The sequence below is a fragment of the Psychrobacillus sp. FSL H8-0510 genome (genome assembly GCF_038008345.1).
In the GTDB taxonomy this organism is placed as follows: domain Bacteria; phylum Bacillota; class Bacilli; order Bacillales_A; family Planococcaceae; genus Psychrobacillus; species Psychrobacillus psychrotolerans.
The window spans coordinates 2,939,973-2,957,715 of record NZ_JBBOYZ010000001.1; the positions used below are offsets into that span (position 1 = coordinate 2,939,973).

The 17,743-nt window shown below is 41.0% G+C and carries 11 protein-coding genes, 18 tRNA genes, 3 rRNA genes and 1 other annotated feature (1 of these 33 running past the window's edge); of the genes, 6 read left to right on the forward strand and 26 right to left on the reverse strand.

What is annotated here, in order from left to right; translation table 11 throughout:
* Window positions 1–77, reverse strand: a binding site (T-box leader); it reaches 138 nt to the left of the window's first position.
* A 226-nt stretch (window positions 78–303) separates the two neighbouring features.
* The 3 genes from MHI40_RS14950 to MHI40_RS14960 all read left to right on the forward strand — a co-directional run bounded on the left by MHI40_RS14950 (window position 304) and on the right by MHI40_RS14960 (window position 3,327).
* Entirely contained in the window at window positions 304–1,086 is a 783-nt protein-coding gene (locus tag MHI40_RS14950; RefSeq protein WP_093538555.1) for an alpha/beta fold hydrolase, read from the forward strand.
* A 314-nt stretch (window positions 1,087–1,400) separates the two neighbouring features.
* Window positions 1,401–2,249 carry an MBL fold metallo-hydrolase gene (locus MHI40_RS14955; protein ID WP_093538554.1) on the forward strand — a complete coding sequence of 283 codons (849 nt, stop codon included), beginning with the start codon at window positions 1,401–1,403 and terminating at the stop codon, window positions 2,247–2,249.
* Between the two features lie 547 nt (window positions 2,250–2,796).
* Window positions 2,797–3,327: a hypothetical protein gene (locus tag MHI40_RS14960; protein ID WP_340763310.1), complete on the forward strand. Its 531-nt coding sequence runs from the start codon at window positions 2,797–2,799 to the stop codon at window positions 3,325–3,327.
* A 576-nt stretch (window positions 3,328–3,903) separates the two neighbouring features.
* Here MHI40_RS14960 and MHI40_RS14965 read toward each other — a convergent pair.
* The 23 genes from MHI40_RS14965 to MHI40_RS15075 all read right to left on the reverse strand — a co-directional run bounded on the left by MHI40_RS14965 (window position 3,904) and on the right by MHI40_RS15075 (window position 12,541).
* Window positions 3,904–4,416: a tyrosine-type recombinase/integrase gene (locus MHI40_RS14965; protein WP_340763311.1), complete on the reverse strand. Its 513-nt coding sequence runs from the start codon at window positions 4,414–4,416 to the stop codon at window positions 3,904–3,906.
* 134 nt (window positions 4,417–4,550) lie between these two features.
* Window positions 4,551–4,633: transfer RNA gene (locus MHI40_RS14970), tRNA-Leu, on the reverse strand.
* Between the two features lie 41 nt (window positions 4,634–4,674).
* Window positions 4,675–4,748, reverse strand: a tRNA-Cys gene (locus MHI40_RS14975).
* 10 nt (window positions 4,749–4,758) lie between these two features.
* Window positions 4,759–4,833: transfer RNA gene (locus MHI40_RS14980), tRNA-Gly, on the reverse strand.
* Window positions 4,834–4,836: 3 nt separating this feature from the next.
* Window positions 4,837–4,908: transfer RNA gene (locus MHI40_RS14985), tRNA-Gln, on the reverse strand.
* Between the two features lies 1 nt (window position 4,909).
* Window positions 4,910–4,985, reverse strand: a tRNA-His gene (locus MHI40_RS14990).
* Between the two features lie 34 nt (window positions 4,986–5,019).
* Window positions 5,020–5,095, reverse strand: a tRNA-His gene (locus MHI40_RS14995).
* Window positions 5,096–5,122: 27 nt separating this feature from the next.
* Window positions 5,123–5,196: transfer RNA gene (locus MHI40_RS15000), tRNA-Trp, on the reverse strand.
* Between the two features lie 6 nt (window positions 5,197–5,202).
* A tRNA-Tyr gene (locus MHI40_RS15005) sits at window positions 5,203–5,286 on the reverse strand.
* A gap of 6 nt (window positions 5,287–5,292) precedes the next feature.
* A tRNA-Thr gene (locus tag MHI40_RS15010) sits at window positions 5,293–5,368 on the reverse strand.
* A 9-nt stretch (window positions 5,369–5,377) separates the two neighbouring features.
* Window positions 5,378–5,453: transfer RNA gene (locus MHI40_RS15015), tRNA-Phe, on the reverse strand.
* 132 nt (window positions 5,454–5,585) lie between these two features.
* A tRNA-Asp gene (locus tag MHI40_RS15020) sits at window positions 5,586–5,661 on the reverse strand.
* Between the two features lie 3 nt (window positions 5,662–5,664).
* A tRNA-Met gene (locus tag MHI40_RS15025) sits at window positions 5,665–5,739 on the reverse strand.
* A gap of 34 nt (window positions 5,740–5,773) precedes the next feature.
* Window positions 5,774–5,849: transfer RNA gene (locus MHI40_RS15030), tRNA-Val, on the reverse strand.
* 61 nt (window positions 5,850–5,910) lie between these two features.
* Window positions 5,911–5,985: transfer RNA gene (locus MHI40_RS15035), tRNA-Glu, on the reverse strand.
* A gap of 24 nt (window positions 5,986–6,009) precedes the next feature.
* Window positions 6,010–6,101, reverse strand: a tRNA-Ser gene (locus tag MHI40_RS15040).
* Between the two features lie 5 nt (window positions 6,102–6,106).
* A tRNA-Asn gene (locus MHI40_RS15045) sits at window positions 6,107–6,181 on the reverse strand.
* A gap of 8 nt (window positions 6,182–6,189) precedes the next feature.
* Window positions 6,190–6,305, reverse strand: a 5S ribosomal RNA gene (rrf, locus tag MHI40_RS15050).
* Between the two features lie 120 nt (window positions 6,306–6,425).
* Window positions 6,426–9,354 (reverse strand): 23S ribosomal RNA (locus MHI40_RS15055).
* Between the two features lie 115 nt (window positions 9,355–9,469).
* Window positions 9,470–9,545: transfer RNA gene (locus MHI40_RS15060), tRNA-Ala, on the reverse strand.
* 17 nt (window positions 9,546–9,562) lie between these two features.
* A tRNA-Ile gene (locus MHI40_RS15065) sits at window positions 9,563–9,639 on the reverse strand.
* Between the two features lie 95 nt (window positions 9,640–9,734).
* Window positions 9,735–11,288, reverse strand: a 16S ribosomal RNA gene (locus tag MHI40_RS15070).
* Together the 16S, 23S and 5S rRNA genes with 18 tRNA genes alongside form the textbook arrangement of a ribosomal RNA operon.
* 386 nt (window positions 11,289–11,674) lie before the next feature.
* On the reverse strand, window positions 11,675–12,541 hold the full coding sequence (locus MHI40_RS15075) for a nucleotidyltransferase-like protein (RefSeq protein WP_093538187.1): 867 nt from the start codon (window positions 12,539–12,541) through the stop codon (window positions 11,675–11,677).
* A gap of 132 nt (window positions 12,542–12,673) precedes the next feature.
* On the opposite strand from MHI40_RS15075, the gene MHI40_RS15080 reads away from it, so the two are divergent.
* On the forward strand, window positions 12,674–13,018 hold the full coding sequence (locus MHI40_RS15080; protein ID WP_093538186.1) for a YgzB family protein: 345 nt from the start codon (window positions 12,674–12,676) through the stop codon (window positions 13,016–13,018).
* Window positions 13,019–13,136: 118 nt separating this feature from the next.
* Here the strand turns inward: MHI40_RS15080 and perR are convergent, their stop codons facing one another.
* The 3 genes from perR to bcp form a co-directional block, all read right to left on the reverse strand.
* Window positions 13,137–13,580, reverse strand: a complete 444-nt coding sequence (perR, locus tag MHI40_RS15085) for a peroxide-responsive transcriptional repressor PerR (protein ID WP_139185114.1) — start codon at window positions 13,578–13,580, stop codon at window positions 13,137–13,139.
* 113 nt (window positions 13,581–13,693) lie between these two features.
* On the reverse strand, window positions 13,694–14,635 hold the full coding sequence (locus MHI40_RS15090; protein WP_340763314.1) for a D-2-hydroxyacid dehydrogenase: 942 nt from the start codon (window positions 14,633–14,635) through the stop codon (window positions 13,694–13,696).
* Between the two features lies 1 nt (window position 14,636).
* Entirely contained in the window at window positions 14,637–15,119 is a 483-nt protein-coding gene (gene bcp / locus MHI40_RS15095; protein WP_340764539.1) for a thioredoxin-dependent thiol peroxidase, read from the reverse strand.
* Window positions 15,120–15,300: 181 nt separating this feature from the next.
* Between bcp and MHI40_RS15100 the strand changes: the two genes are divergently transcribed.
* A complete protein-coding gene (locus MHI40_RS15100; protein WP_093538183.1) occupies window positions 15,301–16,590 on the forward strand; it encodes a glutamate-1-semialdehyde 2,1-aminomutase in 1,290 nt (429 codons plus the stop codon).
* A gap of 36 nt (window positions 16,591–16,626) precedes the next feature.
* Complete coding sequence (locus tag MHI40_RS15105) at window positions 16,627–17,709, forward strand: FUSC family protein (protein ID WP_093538182.1); 1,083 nt, start codon at window positions 16,627–16,629, stop codon at window positions 17,707–17,709.
* Window positions 17,710–17,743: the final 34 nt, after the last annotated feature.

Below are 17,743 nucleotides of genomic sequence, written 5' to 3' on the forward strand. Positions count from 1 at the left end.
CGGTGGTATAGCTTTCAGCATTGGCTATACTTTCTGTTTCACAATTCTCATTTACTTGGTCACTTCGTAGATTGTATTACTAATAATATACCAAATATCCTACTTTAATACAATGTGAATAAAGCTCTGCTAATAATTTTATGTTTTTTTATAAAAGAGCAAGCCTTGGAACTTGCGATTATCTTAGGCGAACTTGCGATTAAAAAAATCTAATTTGCGATTTGTGGTTAGTATCTTGCGAATCACCCATTTAAACACTTTCGAGTATCTTAACCTATAAAACTTTTTCATGGAGGAATTGGCGTGGGTTACTTTGTAAACGTAGAACAAGGTGTGAATTTATTTGTAGAGGATATTAATCCTAGTGCAAGCAAGACAATTGTATTTTTACATGGTTGGCCTTTAAACCATGAACAATTCGAATATCAGTATGATGTTCTCCCATCAATGGGCTACCGCTGTATAGGTATTGACTGGAGAGGTTTTGGAAAGTCAGATAGACCAATCCATGGTTACAACTTTGACAGACTAGCAGATGACATCCATGCAGTAGTTAAATCACTCCAGTTAACCAACTTTACTCTAGCTGGCCATTCTACAGGAGGAGCAATCGCTATACGATATGCGACTCGTCACAATGCTTACGGATTATCGAGACTGATTCTAATCGACGCCGCTGCTCCAACTGGATTTACACAAGAAACAGCGAACCGACTTCTTACAGAAACATTAAACGACCGACCTAAAATGATGCAAGGTGTAACAGATACTTTCTTCTTTCAATATATTTCTGCCCCATTCTCTAATTGGTTTAATGGATTAGGACTACAGGCAGCTGGATGGTCCACTGCAGCAATTATCAACACTTTAAGAGATGAAAAGCTTGATACTGATCTTCCTAAAATAACAGTTCCTACATTAATCGTTCATGGTGTGCATGACAAGCTTGTGCCATTTAAACAAGCTCAAGAGCTTAACGAAGCCATAAAAAATTCGCATCTCGTTCCATTTCACTATAGCGGACATGGGCTTTTCTGGGAAGAACGAGAAAAATTTAACGAGCTAATCAAACAGTTTGTTGGATAGGTTTTACTTACTATTAGAATTGGTTCACGGGAGGGCTTAATAAGCTATCTTGTGAATCTTTTCAAACTCTACCTTTAAGAGTCTCACTTACTAAAGTACATATATAGTTTAAAAAATTAAATGAAAGTGGGTCTTTATTCAAACAATAATAAATTTTACATGTTTGCACGAGCAAACTTATATGCAACTAGATTTAACAACTTTGTATCCCCTCCCGAAATGCAAAGTTCAATTACACTTCTAGTTTTATTTCTCATCACCTGTAACAGTAGTATATAATGAACGTTACAAACATAACTAAGGAGTACGAGTTCATGCAAACATTGAAAAAACTTTCCGATCGACTCTTTTACCTGCCTCCATATCAAAAGACAGATCGACCGATATTAGCTGCTATTGTAGGGGACAAACAGACTCTACTGATTGATGCTGGTAATTCTTCTAATCATGCTAAATACTTTAAAGAGCAATTAGCTTCCTATCATCTCACAGGGGATATTCTGGCTCTCACACATTGGCATTGGGATCATGTATTTGGCTTACGTGAAATGGATGTTCCTTCAGTTGCCAATTCCATGACCTATAACAAAGTAAAAGAACTTCAAAAGCTATCATGGGAAGATAAGGAGTTGGATGGACGTGTCGAAGCAGGGATTGAAATTCCTTTTTGTGCAGATGCGATAAAGCTAGAGCTAGGAAGTATGCGAGAAGTTATCATACCAGATCCCACTATCATTTTTGACAAGCAAATCAAACTTAATATAGGTGGGGTTACCTGTATCATTGAACATGTTGGTGGAGATCATTCACCTGATTCGAATCTCATTTATATAGCAGAGGAAAAGACATTATTTCTTGGGGACTGTCTCTATGCAAATATGTACGCAGAAAAGTGGCATTATACCATTGAAAAGATGTATAAGCTTTTGGAGAAAATTGAAGGCTATGACGCAGAAATCTTCTTCCTATCTCATCATCCAGCACCTTTAACAAAGGATGAATTTACTTCTTTTGTATCATTATTAAAGACAAGTGCAGAATTAACAAATAAACATAAAGGAAAAATAGAGGCAATTGTAGAAGAGATGTCCTCTCTTTTTGACCGTGACGTGACGGAAGACGATTTAGAAATAATCGAGTACTTTGTAAATGGTTTTGCGTAACATGTATCGTTGCTAAAGAGAATTGCACTAAATTCCAAAGGAGTACGGAGTTTGCCGTGTTCATTCCTAACTATTGTAGGAACACACTAAATGATCAAAAGCTTTGTGTTAGTTCATAAACATATAAAGCCCAAGAGGTGATTTCTCTTGGGCTTATTCTTATTACTATTGAAACCGTGAGTAATTTCTTTTTCTATTTATAGTACAACTATGTTATCTACATTTTCCCAAAAAAAGAACCCTTGAAATATCAAGGGTTCTTTGCTTTTATACCGGTGGCCGGGGTCGAACCGGCACATCCAGAGGATACGGGATTTTGAGTCCCAATAAAAATTGATATTCTTATAAAGTCATATATATCAACATAAATTACTACTTAGCTAAAATCAACGCACGTGATTACTAATTAGATGGCCACACAGTTAAGGTTGATACAAGATCAGCCCATTGGAATACCAACAAGCCAACAAGTATGATTATGTTATTATAACAATGTACCCATATTTTTAATTAACCTAAATATTGAAGACGAGAGGAAGAAATCCTAATGTCACTAACTCCAATTGAAAAAGCTAAAAAGGTATTACCAGGTATTGAAGTTGGCAACTTTTGTTTTGATTTCAACGGCCAATGGCAGGGTGATTATTATGACGAATACTTTAAATATTTTAATCATCCTGATCCTGAATTACGTAAGTATTCTCTTTTAATCTTTATGTCTGGTCTTGGAGATACGTGGTTGGGATCGACCTCCGTCTTCACGCCACTTAAAGAAAGAGAAAAATATGAATATCCTGAACCAAATAAAGCTTATATTTTCGAGGATTACATTAAATCATTCTTAGAAAATAGAGAAAGTATTAAAAAAGATTATCCGTTACTATATGAGAACCTGATAAGGTATTTAATAAAGTTGGATATTAAAAAACGATTTGAGGATTCATTTCTTGAAGTTGATAAGGAACTTTTTGTGGAACTTAGAAAAGTCCTAGATGAATATGATGATTCACATTTGAGTACAGATGATCACAATGGAATATTAAGAGAGTGTGGATTTCCACCATACCAACCTTTCTAAATTCATATGAAAGTTATAACCAAGGATCTCACTTCGGTGGGATCTTTTTATTTACATTTATTTACTTTATTACCAATTAAATTTCAACTCAAAAAATCGTTTTGGGACGTTTGCAGTAAGCGGACATTCACATGTTAATATCGTTGAAGTTGTGTTTTTTTCTGTAGGGGTAGGCGGTATCATTTCAAAATAGAATTCATCTATCTAGATCAATGCAAAAAAAATGAACTCACAAACATTCAATACCATATCAGTATCGTTAGCTAGTGAGCTCTTATATTAGTAAAACTTTCGAATAAATCCATAGGAAACTTTATCAACATCTAGACCATGCAGTTTGAGATTAACTTGATTCAAAATCGACATTCGATTTCTCTTAATCCCTCGCACTTTCAACCTATCAGTATAATATTTTGTGATGATTGTTGCTGCATTTTATTCTGAATGCCTGTTCACCTATCTCTATTCTAACTTCTTTAAGATGCTCCATCTTCTCCTGCATATTATATATATTCACCTTCCATTGCGTAATTAAATGAATAAAGCTTTATTTTCGGTCTAGAAATTATTGGACGATTAGTCAGACAATCGTATACCTGTATCTAACATCACTAAAAATATTACATAATCTCTAACCCCTACAAAGCTCTTCTGAATTTTTATATGAGATGCAAGGAGTTCTAGCTCCTTATCATCTAAAGTTTCAATAACCCTTGATCGATCACGTAACTTTTTAATATTTTTCATAGGATTTGGCATCAATAATTTATTCTTATATAAGAAGTTATAAAATGATTTTAAAGCTCTTATCCTAGTGTTAATACTTACAATCTTAATTTTACTTTTCAGATGAAGAATTATCTCTTCTATATCTTTCTGTGTAAGTTCTACAAGTTGCTTAACAATTTTCATTTCTTTTAAAGTGTTCTTAGTAGCTGCAAACTTGTCTATGTAGTATCTCAATGTCTCAGCTCTTAAATTTCTTATCAAACAATCTCTCTCAAACTTCTGAAAAGCTTCTTCATCTGTTATTTTTAATTTAATCAAGCTTAGCTCTTTTTTTGATAAACTGTTACTTCTTCTAGACATACTGATTTCCTCCTATGCATGGGATTCGAAGCACGGGATTTTAGCTTATTTCAGTCCTTTTATTTAAACAACAAAAAAGACCTCTAACAAGTAGTTAGAAGTCTTGATATGTATGACTTTAAGTCACGATTTTATACCGGTGGCCGGGGTCGAACCGGCACATCCAGAGGATACGGGATTTTGAGTCCCGCGCGTCTGCCAATTCCGCCACACCGGCAAAATAAATACTAGGCAGTTATTAAATCATTTTTAAAAAATTGGAGGCGGCAACCGGATTTGAACCGGTGATAAAGGTGTTGCAGACCTGTGCCTTACCACTTGGCTATGCCGCCGTAAAGTAATTGGAGCGGAAGACGAGGTTCGAACTCGCGACCCCCACCTTGGCAAGGTGGTGTTCTACCACTGAACTACTTCCGCAAACTGGGGTACCTGGATTCGAACCAGGGCATGATGGAATCAAAATCCATTGCCTTACCGCTTGGCTATACCCCAATGGGGCGACTGAGGGGAATTGAACCCCCGAATGCCGGAATCACAATCCGGTGCGTTAACCACTTCGCCACAACCGCCACAAATAAAAAAAGAGCTAACTACTAAGGAATATGGGGCGACTGAGGGGAATTGAACCCCCGAATGTCGGAATCACAATCCGATGCGTTAACCACTTCGCCACAACCGCCATTATTCAAAGCTAACTAAAAAAAATTGGCAGGGGCAGTAGGAATCGAACCCACATCAAAGGTTTTGGAGACCTCTATTCTACCGTTAAACTATGCCCCTAAAAACTGGTGGTGGGGGACGGATTCGAACCGCCGAACCCGAAGGAGCGGATTTACAGTCCGCCGCGTTTAGCCACTTCGCTACCCCACCAGTGTATGGTGCCGGAAAAAGGACTTGAACCCTCAACCTACTGATTACAAGTCAGTTGCTCTACCAGTTGAGCTATTCCGGCGTATAAATATGGTGGCTCAGGACGGAATCGAACCGCCGACACAAGGATTTTCAGTCCTTTGCTCTACCGACTGAGCTACTGAGCCAAATTCGATTGTGCTAAGCTGCGAATCTCTTTGTCAGCTTCATTCGTTCAGTTAGTCACGTACTTTAGTACGTTCCTTCCATCACTCAATCGCTTCCTAGACCTTCTTGCTTATCACCAATCTTTTAAAAAATGGCGGTCCCGACCGGGATCGAACCGGCGATCTCCTGCGTGACAGGCAGGCATGTTAACCGCTACACCACGGGACCATTTGGTTGCGGGGACAGGATTTGAACCTGCGACCTTCGGGTTATGAGCCCGACGAGCTACCACTGCTCCACCCCGCGACAATACTATAATTGCTAATTTGTTCAAAAGAAATGGTGGAGGATGACGGGCTCGAACCGCCGACCCTCTGCTTGTAAGGCAGATGCTCTCCCAGCTGAGCTAATCCTCCTGGGTAAAATTACGATAAGCTTCGCATCTCTGCGTCAACTTCATTCGTTCAATTTAATAAATGGTGACCCCTACGGGATTCGAACCCGTGTTACCGCCGTGAAAGGGCGGTGTCTTAACCGCTTGACCAAGGGGCCATACTTTTATGTAGAAAACTAATCTGGCGGAGAGCAAGGGATTTGAACCCTTGAGACAGTTTAACCCGCCTACACGATTTCCAATCGTGCTCCTTCGGCCACTCGGACAGCTCTCCTAAAATGGCTCCGAAGGTAGGACTCGAACCTACGACCAATCGATTAACAGTCGATTGCTCTACCACTGAGCTACTTCGGAATAATACAGCCTAGCAACGTCCTACTCTCACAGGGGGAGACCCCCAACTACCATCGGCGCTGAAGAGCTTAACTTCCGTGTTCGGTATGGGAACGGGTGTGACCTCTTCGCCATCATCACTAGACCTTATTAATTTGAAAGACAATACTTAGTATAACAAAACTAGAAAATAATTCAAGCTTTTTTTATATTTTTTTTTGTACTTTCAAAACTGGATAAACGACATTGTTACGTTAAACAAAATTTGGTTAAGTCCTCGATCGATTAGTATTCGTCAGCTGCACGTGTCGCCACGCTTCCACCCCGAACCTATCTACCTCATCGTCTTTGAGGGATCTTACTTACTTGCGTAATGGGAAATCTCATCTTGAGGGGGGCTTCGTGCTTAGATGCTTTCAGCACTTATCCCGTCCACACATAGCTACCCAGCGATGCTCTTGGCAGAACAACTGGTACACCAGCGGTGTGTCCATCCCGGTCCTCTCGTACTAAGGACAGCTCCTCTCAAATTTCCTACGCCCACGACGGATAGGGACCGAACTGTCTCACGACGTTCTGAACCCAGCTCGCGTACCGCTTTAATGGGCGAACAGCCCAACCCTTGGGACCGACTACAGCCCCAGGATGCGATGAGCCGACATCGAGGTGCCAAACCTCCCCGTCGATGTGGACTCTTGGGGGAGATAAGCCTGTTATCCCCGGGGTAGCTTTTATCCGTTGAGCGATGGCCCTTCCATGCGGAACCACCGGATCACTAAGCCCGTCTTTCGACCCTGCTCGACTTGTAGGTCTCGCAGTCAAGCTCCCTTCTGCCTTTACACTCTTCGAATGATTTCCAACCATTCTGAGGGAACCTTTGGGCGCCTCCGTTACACTTTAGGAGGCGACCGCCCCAGTCAAACTACCCGCCTGACACTGTCTCCTACCCGGGTTACGGGTATGGGTTAGAATTTCAATACAACCAGGGCAGTATCCCACCGACGCCTCCTCCGAAGCTGGCGCTCCGGGCTCTAAGGCTCCTGCCTATCCTGTACAAGTTGCACCAAAATTCAATATCAAGCTATAGTAAAGCTCCACGGGGTCTTTCCGTCCTGTCGCGGGTAACCTGCATCTTCACAGGTACTATAATTTCACCGAGTCTCTCGTTGAGACAGTGCCCAGATCGTTACGCCTTTCGTGCGGGTCGGAACTTACCCGACAAGGAATTTCGCTACCTTAGGACCGTTATAGTTACGGCCGCCGTTTACTGGGGCTTCAATTCGCACCTTCGCTTGCGCTAAGCACTCCTCTTAACCTTCCAGCACCGGGCAGGCGTCAGCCCATATACTTCACCTTACGGTTTTGCATAGACCTGTGTTTTTGCTAAACAGTCGCCTGGGCCTATTCACTGCGGCTCTTCTAGGCTATGAACCCAAAAGAGCACCCCTTCTCCCGAAGTTACGGGGTCATTTTGCCGAGTTCCTTAACGAGAGTTCTCTCGCTCACCTTAGGATTCTCTCCTCGACTACCTGTGTCGGTTTGCGGTACGGGCACCTTTCACCTCGCTAGAGGCTTTTCTTGGCAGTGTGAAATCAGGAACTCTAGACATACGTCCTCGCCATCACAGCTCAATGTTAAAGAATGCGGATTTGCCTACATTCACACCTTACTGCTTGGACATGCATAACCAACAGCATGCTTACCCTATCCTTCTGCGTCCCCCCATTACTCAAACGGTGGTTTGGTGGTACAGGAATATCAACCTGTTATCCATCGCCTACGCCTATCGGCCTCGGCTTAGGTCCCGACTAACCCTGAGCGGACGAGCCTTCCTCAGGAAACCTTAGTCATACGGTGGACGGGATTCTCACCCGTCTTTCGCTACTCATACCGGCATTCTCACTTCTAAGCGCTCCACCAGTCCTTCCGGTCTGACTTCAACGCCCTTAGAACGCTCTCCTACCACTGATACCAAAGGTATCAATCCACAGCTTCGGTGATTTGTTTAGCCCCGATACATTTTCGGCGCAGCGTCACTCGACCAGTGAGCTATTACGCACTCTTTAAATGATGGCTGCTTCTAAGCCAACATCCTGGTTGTCTAAGCAACGCCACATCCTTTTCCACTTAACAAATACTTTGGGACCTTAGCTGGTGGTCTGGGCTGTTTCCCTCTTGACTACGGATCTTATCACTCGCAGTCTGACTCCCAAACATAAATCATTGGCATTCGGAGTTTGTCTGAATTCGGTAACCCGGGATGGGCCCCTAGTCCAAACAGTGCTCTACCTCCAAGATTCTAACGTTTGAGGCTAGCCCTAAAGCTATTTCGGAGAGAACCAGCTATCTCCAGGTTCGATTGGAATTTCTCCGCTACCCACACCTCATCCCCGCACTTTTCAACGTGCGTGGGTTCGGACCTCCAGTAAGTGTTACCTTACCTTCATCCTGGACATGGGTAGATCACCTGGTTTCGGGTCTACGACCACATACTCATTCGCCCTATTCAGACTCGCTTTCGCTGCGGCTCCGTCTTCTCGACTTAACCTTGCATGGGATCGTAACTCGCCGGTTCATTCTACAAAAGGCACGCTATCACCCATTAACGGGCTCTAACTACTTGTAGGCACACGGTTTCAGGATCTATTTCACTCCCCTTCCGGGGTGCTTTTCACCTTTCCCTCACGGTACTGGTTCACTATCGGTCACTAGGTAGTATTTAGCCTTGGGAGATGGTCCTCCCAGATTCCGACGGAATTTCACGTGTTCCGCCGTACTCAGGATACACTCAAGAGAGAATGAATTTTAGACTACGGGGCTTTTACCCTATCCTGCGGACCTTTCCAGATCGCTTCGTCTAACTCATTCCTTTGTAACTCTATGTAGAGTGTCCTACAACCCCAAAAGGCAAGCCTTTTGGTTTGGGCTATTCCCGTTTCGCTCGCCGCTACTCAGGGAATCGAATTTTCTTTCTCTTCCTCCAGGTACTTAGATGTTTCAGTTCCCTGGGTGTGTCTCAGATGCGCTATGTATTCACGCAAATGTACTGCTCCATTACGAACAGTGGGTTTCCCCATTCGGAAATCTCCGGATCAAAGCTCACTTACAGCTCCCCGAAGCATATCGGTGTTAGTGCCGTCCTTCGTCGACTCCTAGTGCCAAGGCATTCACCGTGCGCCCTTATTAACTTAACCTAAAAGTTAAAAAGTCTTACACGTTGTGATTACGTAAATAATCACAACAGAATTTCTTGTTGTTTATTGTTTCAATGTCGTTTTATCCAGTTTTCAAAGAACAAATAATAATCTTTGGTGGAGCCTAGCGGGATCGAACCGCTGACCTCCTGCGTGCAAGGCAGGCGCTCTCCCAGCTGAGCTAAGGCCCCGGGGTTTAAAAAGGGTATGGTGGGCCTAAATGGACTCGAACCATCGACCTCACGCTTATCAGGCGTGCGCTCTAACCAGCTGAGCTATAGGCCCTCTTTGAATTTCCATATAATAAATATGAACATTCAAAACTGAACTGCAAAACGTTAAGATACGAATAAAGATTCGTATTCCGATATTATCCTTAGAAAGGAGGTGATCCAGCCGCACCTTCCGATACGGCTACCTTGTTACGACTTCACCCCAATCATCTGTCCCACCTTCGGCGGCTGGCTCCCGTAAGGGTTACCCCACCGACTTCGGGTGTTACAAACTCTCGTGGTGTGACGGGCGGTGTGTACAAGGCCCGGGAACGTATTCACCGTGGCATGCTGATCCACGATTACTAGCGATTCCGGCTTCATGTAGGCGAGTTGCAGCCTACAATCCGAACTGAGAACGGTTTTATGGGATTTGCTCACCCTCGCGGGGTTGCGACCCTCTGTACCGTCCATTGTAGCACGTGTGTAGCCCAGGTCATAAGGGGCATGATGATTTGACGTCATCCCCACCTTCCTCCGGTTTATCACCGGCAGTCACCTTAGAGTGCCCAACTAAATGCTGGCAACTAAGATCAAGGGTTGCGCTCGTTGCGGGACTTAACCCAACATCTCACGACACGAGCTGACGACAACCATGCACCACCTGTCACCGCTGTCCCCGAAGGGAAAAGCCTATCTCTAGGCCGGTCAGCGGGATGTCAAGACCTGGTAAGGTTCTTCGCGTTGCTTCGAATTAAACCACATGCTCCACCGCTTGTGCGGGCCCCCGTCAATTCCTTTGAGTTTCAGTCTTGCGACCGTACTCCCCAGGCGGAGTGCTTAATGCGTTAGCTGCAGCACTAAGGGGCGGAAACCCCCTAACACTTAGCACTCATCGTTTACGGCGTGGACTACCAGGGTATCTAATCCTGTTTGCTCCCCACGCTTTCGCGCCTCAGCGTCAGTTACAGACCAGAAAGCCGCCTTCGCCACTGGTGTTCCTCCAAATCTCTACGCATTTCACCGCTACACTTGGAATTCCGCTTTCCTCTTCTGTACTCAAGTCCCCCAGTTTCCAATGACCTTCCACGGTTGAGCCGTGGGATTTCACATCAGACTTAAAGGACCGCCTGCGCGCGCTTTACGCCCAATAATTCCGGACAACGCTTGCCACCTACGTATTACCGCGGCTGCTGGCACGTAGTTAGCCGTGGCTTTCTAATGAGGTACCGTCAAGGTACGAGCAGTTACTCTCGTACTTGTTCTTCCCTCACAACAGAGTTTTACGATCCGAAAACCTTCTTCACTCACGCGGCATTGCTCCATCAGACTTTCGTCCATTGTGGAAGATTCCCTACTGCTGCCTCCCGTAGGAGTCTGGGCCGTGTCTCAGTCCCAGTGTGGCCGATCACCCTCTCAGGTCGGCTACGCATCGTCGCCTTGGTGAGCCGTTACCTCACCAACTAGCTAATGCGCCGCGGGCCCATCCTGTAGTGACAGCCGAAACCGTCTTTTAACATCTCCCCATGTGAGGAAATGGATTATTCGGTATTAGCCCCGGTTTCCCGGAGTTATCCCAATCTACAGGGCAGGTTGCCCACGTGTTACTCACCCGTCCGCCGCTAAATCAGAAGAAGCAAGCTTCTTCGTCATTCGCTCGACTTGCATGTATTAGGCATGCCGCCAGCGTTCGTCCTGAGCCAGGATCAAACTCTCCATAATAGTTCACTTTCAGTATGCAGAGCACATTGAGAGCGAACAAATTAGAACTAGTTTAAAAGCTCATTTTGTTTTGCTGGCATCACCATTAAATGATGTCCAAAATTGTTTTGCTATCATCCTAACTAAGTTAGTTGAAAGCTATGTTTCTTAACGTTTTGCATGTTCAGTTTTCAATGTTCATTTTGTTGTGTCGTTTTTTGCGACTTCTCTAATTTACCATCGTACTCGGTAAGTGTCAAGAAGTTTTTCTAAAAAACTTTTTCACTATTATTTGTTTGAAATAGTTTGTGTTGTTTTTGACGACGCTTATTATAATACCATGCATTTATTTATTATGTCAACAATAAAAACGAACAAATTTCATTGTTCGTTTTTAAATGTTGTTTCTACATCATCACTTTGTAGTATCTATGCATGATCGCGTTGCTTTTGGTTTGCTGTTCTTCAATTGAAATATACCCTTTATCTATTAGAAACTCGATAAAAACCTCTAAATCTACAGAGTAGTTTTTAAGCTCTTCTTGCTCATGAATTTCTTGAATCGTCCAAAACTCTTTTGACCCAAGTACTTCTATAATGTGTTGTGCTCCATCTTTTGATCGGGAATGAATCAAAAAGTCACTCGCTAAAAACAAAAGCTCTAATCTTTTTTCTAATGATTCATCACTAGAGATTAACTCATCGTACAATTTATATATAGAAGGATCTAATGCTTTTACTTGATTCCATACCATCACTTCTGGGTGCATACCATTTTCAAAAACAGCTAATCGTGCTAGATGATGTAAAGAATCTACCATATGATTATAAGCATCTAAGAAATTACGTTGTTCAAAAAATAGCTTCCCTTCTAAATACCGTCTCGTTAGTTTGGCAAACTCTATACCCATTCGAGCTTTTCTTCCGTTTATCGGAAATACGTATAGCTCTTGTTTTAAACTTTCTACATATTCATTGCGATCAAATACCACACGACCGTTGATTAACCAATCCACCAGTTTCGGGTTAGTTCCCAACAAGAGCCATTTTCTTAACTGCTTTTCTGTAATTATATGAAGCGCAGTTTTTTTATCCTCATACGTATAATGCTTTGTAAAAACAGGTACCTCAGATTCTTTCGTTAATATTAATAAAATAGAGTCAAACATATCTGTAATAGGACTAAAATCTGCCCGTTTCTCTACTAAAATAACACCAAGTGTATTAGGTTCACTTGCTCTTTCTTGATAAATCGGTCTCAATAATGCTTCCAAAATGAAGCCTCCTTTATTTACTTCTACTATAAATTTTCGACAACTTTTCTATATTTCCTTCTATAATTCATTCCTAACTTAACTTTATACTAAAATATGATATAGTGTATGTAGAAATTAGGAGGCTGAAAAATGAAACCCTATAAAAACAAAATAAATCGTATACGTTCGTTTGCACTTGGACTTATATTCTTTGGTTTTATCATTATGTACGGTGCAATCTTTTTTAAAGATAACGGTATATTAGTTACCATTTTCGTAACGCTGGGGCTACTATCTATTTTAGCTAGTACAGCAGTCTATGGCTGGATTGGATTATTATCAACAAAAGCAGTGCCTGTTGTATGTCCTAACTGTGGTAAGCATACTAAAGTATTAGGTAGAGTAGATATGTGTATGTATTGTAAAGAACCTTTAACGCTAGATCCTAATCTTGAAGGTCAAGAATTTGATGAAGCATTGAATAAAAAAAGATAATGGACACTTTGCTTTTTTAGCAAAGTGTTTTTTCTATTCTAAGTAGGTAGAAGGTGGAAGTGAAAATGCTATGTTTTCAAATAAAAAACCGAGCGTGTCTTACTACGCTCGGTTTTGCTTATTGAACTTTAGTTGCATGCTCTTTGCATGTTGGACAAACACCGTAAATTTCCATTCGATGATAACTTACATCAAACCCAGTTAAATGAGAAGCTAAATGTTCTACTTCATCTAATCCAGGATAATGAAAATCAACAATTTTACCGCAAGCATCGCAAATCATATGATAATGATCATTCGTAACAAAATCAAAACGACTAGAAGAATCGCCGTAGGTTAACTCTTTAACGAGTCCTGCTTCTCTAAAAACACGTAAATTATTATAAACCGTTGCAACACTCATGCTAGGAAATTTACTTTCTAGTGCTTTATATATATCGTCCGCTGTGGGATGTGACATAGATTGGATAATAAATTCCAGTATCGCATGGCGTTGAGGTGTAATTCGTACACCAGTCGATTTTAATGTATCTAAAGCATCTCTTAAATGTACTTCCGTCATCGCAATGCACCTCTTTTCATATTCATTCTTTAATTATAATTGTTACAATAAGTATAAATAGAAAGGGCATGAACTGTCAAATTTATTACTCGTTAAGGAAAGATATACATAGATTAGTAACCCTTTTCCAAATCAATCTCATTTTCCAGTGGCTTTTGCTTCATCCAAGCATTTAAATTACTTGAGAAAATTTGTAGCGCTCTTATTACATATTGAGAAGAGTGACTGGAGATATGTGGAGAAACGATTACATTATTCATACTCCAAAATGGGTGTTCTGCGGCAAGTGGTTCCTTCTCAAATACATCCAGTACAGCATATGCGATTCTCTCTTCTTCTAATGAACGTAGTAAGTGTTGTTCTTTCACTAAATCACCACGTCCAAAATTCATAAAGATTACACTCTGCTTCATAGACTGTAAATGCTCGTATGTGATTAATCCCTTTGTTTGCTCCGTACTTGGTAGAATGGAAATAACAATATCCGCTTTCGGTAAAACTTCATTTAGTTTATCGAAGGTAACTATTTCGTCCATAAATGGAGGCAGTTTTCCACTGCTATTACATCCAATTGTGTGCACGCCAAAAGCCTGTAGTATTCTTCCTACTTCCCCGCCTATTGCACCGGGACCTAATATGATCGCAGTTGAACCTAGTAATTCGGTTGGAGACACACGTTTAGACCATTCCCCTTTTCGTTGATTTTCATTGATCAACGGGAGTGACTTCTTAATAGAAAGTATATGGGCTAAGATCGTTTCTGCCATTGGAGTTTTGTGAATTCCACGTACATTGGTAACGACAATGCCTCGCTTTGCAATTTCCAGTAACGGCATTTTTTCTAAGCCAGCAGAAGCCACCATAATCCATTTTAGCTGTTCGGCAGTTTTGAGATGAGGTGCATCTATGTCTTCGCCGTATGTAACTAGAATTGACGCTGACTTTAGCAGTTCTTCATTTAAACCTTTTTGAAATATAAATTCTGCATCTGGGTACTTTTTTACTAATTCATCCTGTTGCTCCGGCTTTGGTAAAAAAGAAAACAATATATTCATATTATTGCCCTTCAGTCACTAATGATTTTAATGTTAGAAGTGCTTCTTCTACGTGTCCGTCGACTTTAACTTTATTCCATTCTTTTACGACCGTTCCAGTAGGATCGATTAAAAAAGTAGAACGTTCGATACCCATATACTCTTTTCCAAAATTCTTTTTCAACTTCCATACTCCATATGCCTCCGATACTTCATGCGTATCATCTACTAATAGCGAAAATGGAAGACCATGCTTGTCTATAAATTTTGTATGAGCCTTTTCATCATCTGCGCTAACTCCAAGAATAACTGCATTTAAATCAGTGAAACTTGTATGAGCGGCTTTAAAATCACATGCTTCCGTTGTACAGCCCGGTGTAGCATCCTTTGGGTAAAAATACAAAACGACATATTTCTTCCCTGCAAAGTCTTTTAATGAAATAATTTCTCCTTTTTCATTTTTCAATGAAAAGTTAGGTGCTACCATGCCTTCTAGTTTTTCCATCATAATCCCTCCTATTATATATATATCGTAACGAAGTTAGTCACTTTGTTCAATTTTCTTAGCAATTTTCAATATTATTGTCTACAATTAAGAGGAACTTAAAGAATTAGTATACTAGACAATAATTGAATAGAAACGTTATACTTTCTATCTGTAAACAAACTGAGCGGAGGCTAGGACATTGAAACAAACACAATCAGAAAAAATTCAAATTGAGGCACTAGAACATATAGTAGGTGGTGTAAACAGTCCATCACGATCATATAAAGCAGTAGGTGGAGGAGCACCTATCGTTATGGAAAGAGCAGAAGGTGCTTATTTTTATGACGTGGATGGCAATAAATATATCGACTATTTAGCGGCATACGGACCTATTATTACAGGTCATGCACATCCTCATATTACCGAGGCCATCACAAAAGCGGCACAAACTGGTCTGTTATATGGGACTCCAACAAAACATGAAGTAACCTTTGCAAAAATGTTAAAGGATGCTATTCCCTCAATGGACAAAGTTCGTTTTGTTAACTCAGGAACAGAAGCAGTAATGACAACAATTCGAGTTGCTCGTGCTTATACTGGAAGAACAAAAGTGATGAAATTCGCGGGATGCTATCATGGCCACTTTGATTTAGTACTAGTTGCAGCTGGTTCAGGTCCTGCTACATTAGGTACTCCTGACTCTGCGGGTGTTTCTAAAGAAACAGCGAAAGAAGTAATTACTATTCCATTTAATGATCCAAAAGCTTTTGAGGAAGCTATGGAGAAATGGGGAGACGAATTAGCTTGTATTTTAGTGGAGCCGATCGTAGGAAACTTTGGCATGGTAGAGCCAAATGAAGATTTCCTTCCACTAGTTCATAAATTGGCAAAAGATAAAGGTGCACTAGTTATTTACGACGAAGTAATTACCGCATTCCGTTTCCATTACGGCGCAGCATCTACTATGTTAGAGCAAACACCTGACTTAACAGCATTAGGTAAAATCATCGGTGGAGGTCTTCCAATAGGTGCTTACGGCGGCAGAAAAGAAATTATGGAGCAAGTTGCCCCATTAGGACCAGCATACCAAGCGGGAACTATGGCAGGTAATCCAGCGTCTATGCAAGCGGGTATTGCTTGCTTAGAAGTTTTACAAACTCCTGGGTTATATGATGAACTCGATAGACTAGGTGGACTGCTTGAGGTCGGTATTTTAGAAGCAGCCAAGAAAAATAATGTCACCATCACTATTAATCGTATTAAAGGCGCACTTTCTGTTTACTTCACAGATGTGAAAGTAGAGAATTATGAACAAGCAGAAGCAAGTGATGGGGAAATGTTTGCGAAGTTCTTTAAGTTAATGTTAAACCAAGGTATTAACTTGGCACCTTCAAAATACGAAGCTTGGTTTATCACAACTGCGCATACAGAAAGTGATATTCAAGAAACACTTTCTGCAGTTAATAATGCATTTGCTAAACTTCAATAAACAAGTGCGCTGTTTCTTACGAAAGGATTGGATTTAATGAAATTAGGAGCTCGTATATTTAAAACTGGAGTAGCTATTGTATTTTCTTTATTCATAGCTGAATTACTTCAGCTTCCCAATCCTGTATTTGCAGGAATAGCAGCTATTTTCGCCATTCAACCTTCTATATATAGGTCGTATAAAACAGCCACTGAACAAATTCAAGGGAACTTAATCGGAGCCATTGTTGCGGTTATCTTCTCTTTAGTTTTCGGAAAAGATTATGTAATCGTAGGATTTGCTGCAATCATCACCATTACAATTATGCTTAAACTAAAATTAGAGAAAGCCTTAACACTTGCTCTTGTTACGGTAATTGCGATTATGGAAATACAAGGAGATGACTTTCTACTATTTGCAGTATTACGATTTGCTACCATTCTAGTTGGAGTAATATCTGCTTTTATTGTGAATTTAGTATTTTTACCTCCTAAGTTTGAAAAGAAGCTATTCAATGCAATTCACTATACACAGGACGAAATAATTCGTTGGTTACGAATAGCAGTTCGACAAGCATCCGATCATCAATCGACTAAACAAACCATTAGTCAATTAAATGAAAGACTTGTTCGTGTTGATCAAATATACTCATTCTTTAAAGAAGAACGTGGATACACTAAGAAAGCAAACCACACAAAGGGAAGAAAATTAGTCGTCTACCGCGAATTAATTTCGGCTTCCTATAAAAGCTTAGATGTACTAAAAAAGTTGCATCACCATGAGCATGAATTTACTCTTCTTCCCGAACATTTTCTAATGATGATAAAGGAAAGATTGGATACTCTATTAACCTATCATGAACAGCTCCATTTGAAATTCATCGGTAAGTTAAGACCCGAGCATATTGAAGAGAACGATTCCGAGGCATTTTTACAAAGGCAAGAAGTAATGGATATTTTCGTCAAACAAATTACTATTACACAAATGGAAGAGGAGTTTTCTTCATACCATCTGCTACATTTACTATCTGCTATTTTAAGCTATGAGGAACAATTGGAACATGTGGATAAACTCATCACCTCATATCAAAACTTTCATAGCGAAGAGCTGACTGTTGAAATTGAAGAAACACCTTATTAAAAAAACTGGTTGATCGTGAGTTTTCTCGCGACCA

Coding starts and splice junctions, on each gene's coding strand:
- MHI40_RS14955 (WP_093538554.1), top strand. CDS start 1,401: ATGCAAACATTGAAAAAACTTTCCGATCGACTCTTTTACCTGCCTCCA.
- MHI40_RS14960 (WP_340763310.1), top strand. CDS start 2,797: ATGTCACTAACTCCAATTGAAAAAGCTAAAAAGGTATTACCAGGTATT.
- MHI40_RS14965 (WP_340763311.1), bottom strand. CDS start 4,416: ATGTCTAGAAGAAGTAACAGTTTATCAAAAAAAGAGCTAAGCTTGATT.
- MHI40_RS15080 (WP_093538186.1), top strand. CDS start 12,674: ATGAAACCCTATAAAAACAAAATAAATCGTATACGTTCGTTTGCACTT.
- perR (WP_139185114.1), bottom strand. CDS start 13,580: ATGACGGAAGTACATTTAAGAGATGCTTTAGATACATTAAAATCGACT.
- MHI40_RS15090 (WP_340763314.1), bottom strand. CDS start 14,635: ATGAATATATTGTTTTCTTTTTTACCAAAGCCGGAGCAACAGGATGAA.
- bcp (WP_340764539.1), bottom strand. CDS start 15,119: ATGGAAAAACTAGAAGGCATGGTAGCACCTAACTTTTCATTGAAAAAT.
- MHI40_RS15105 (WP_093538182.1), top strand. CDS start 16,627: ATGAAATTAGGAGCTCGTATATTTAAAACTGGAGTAGCTATTGTATTT.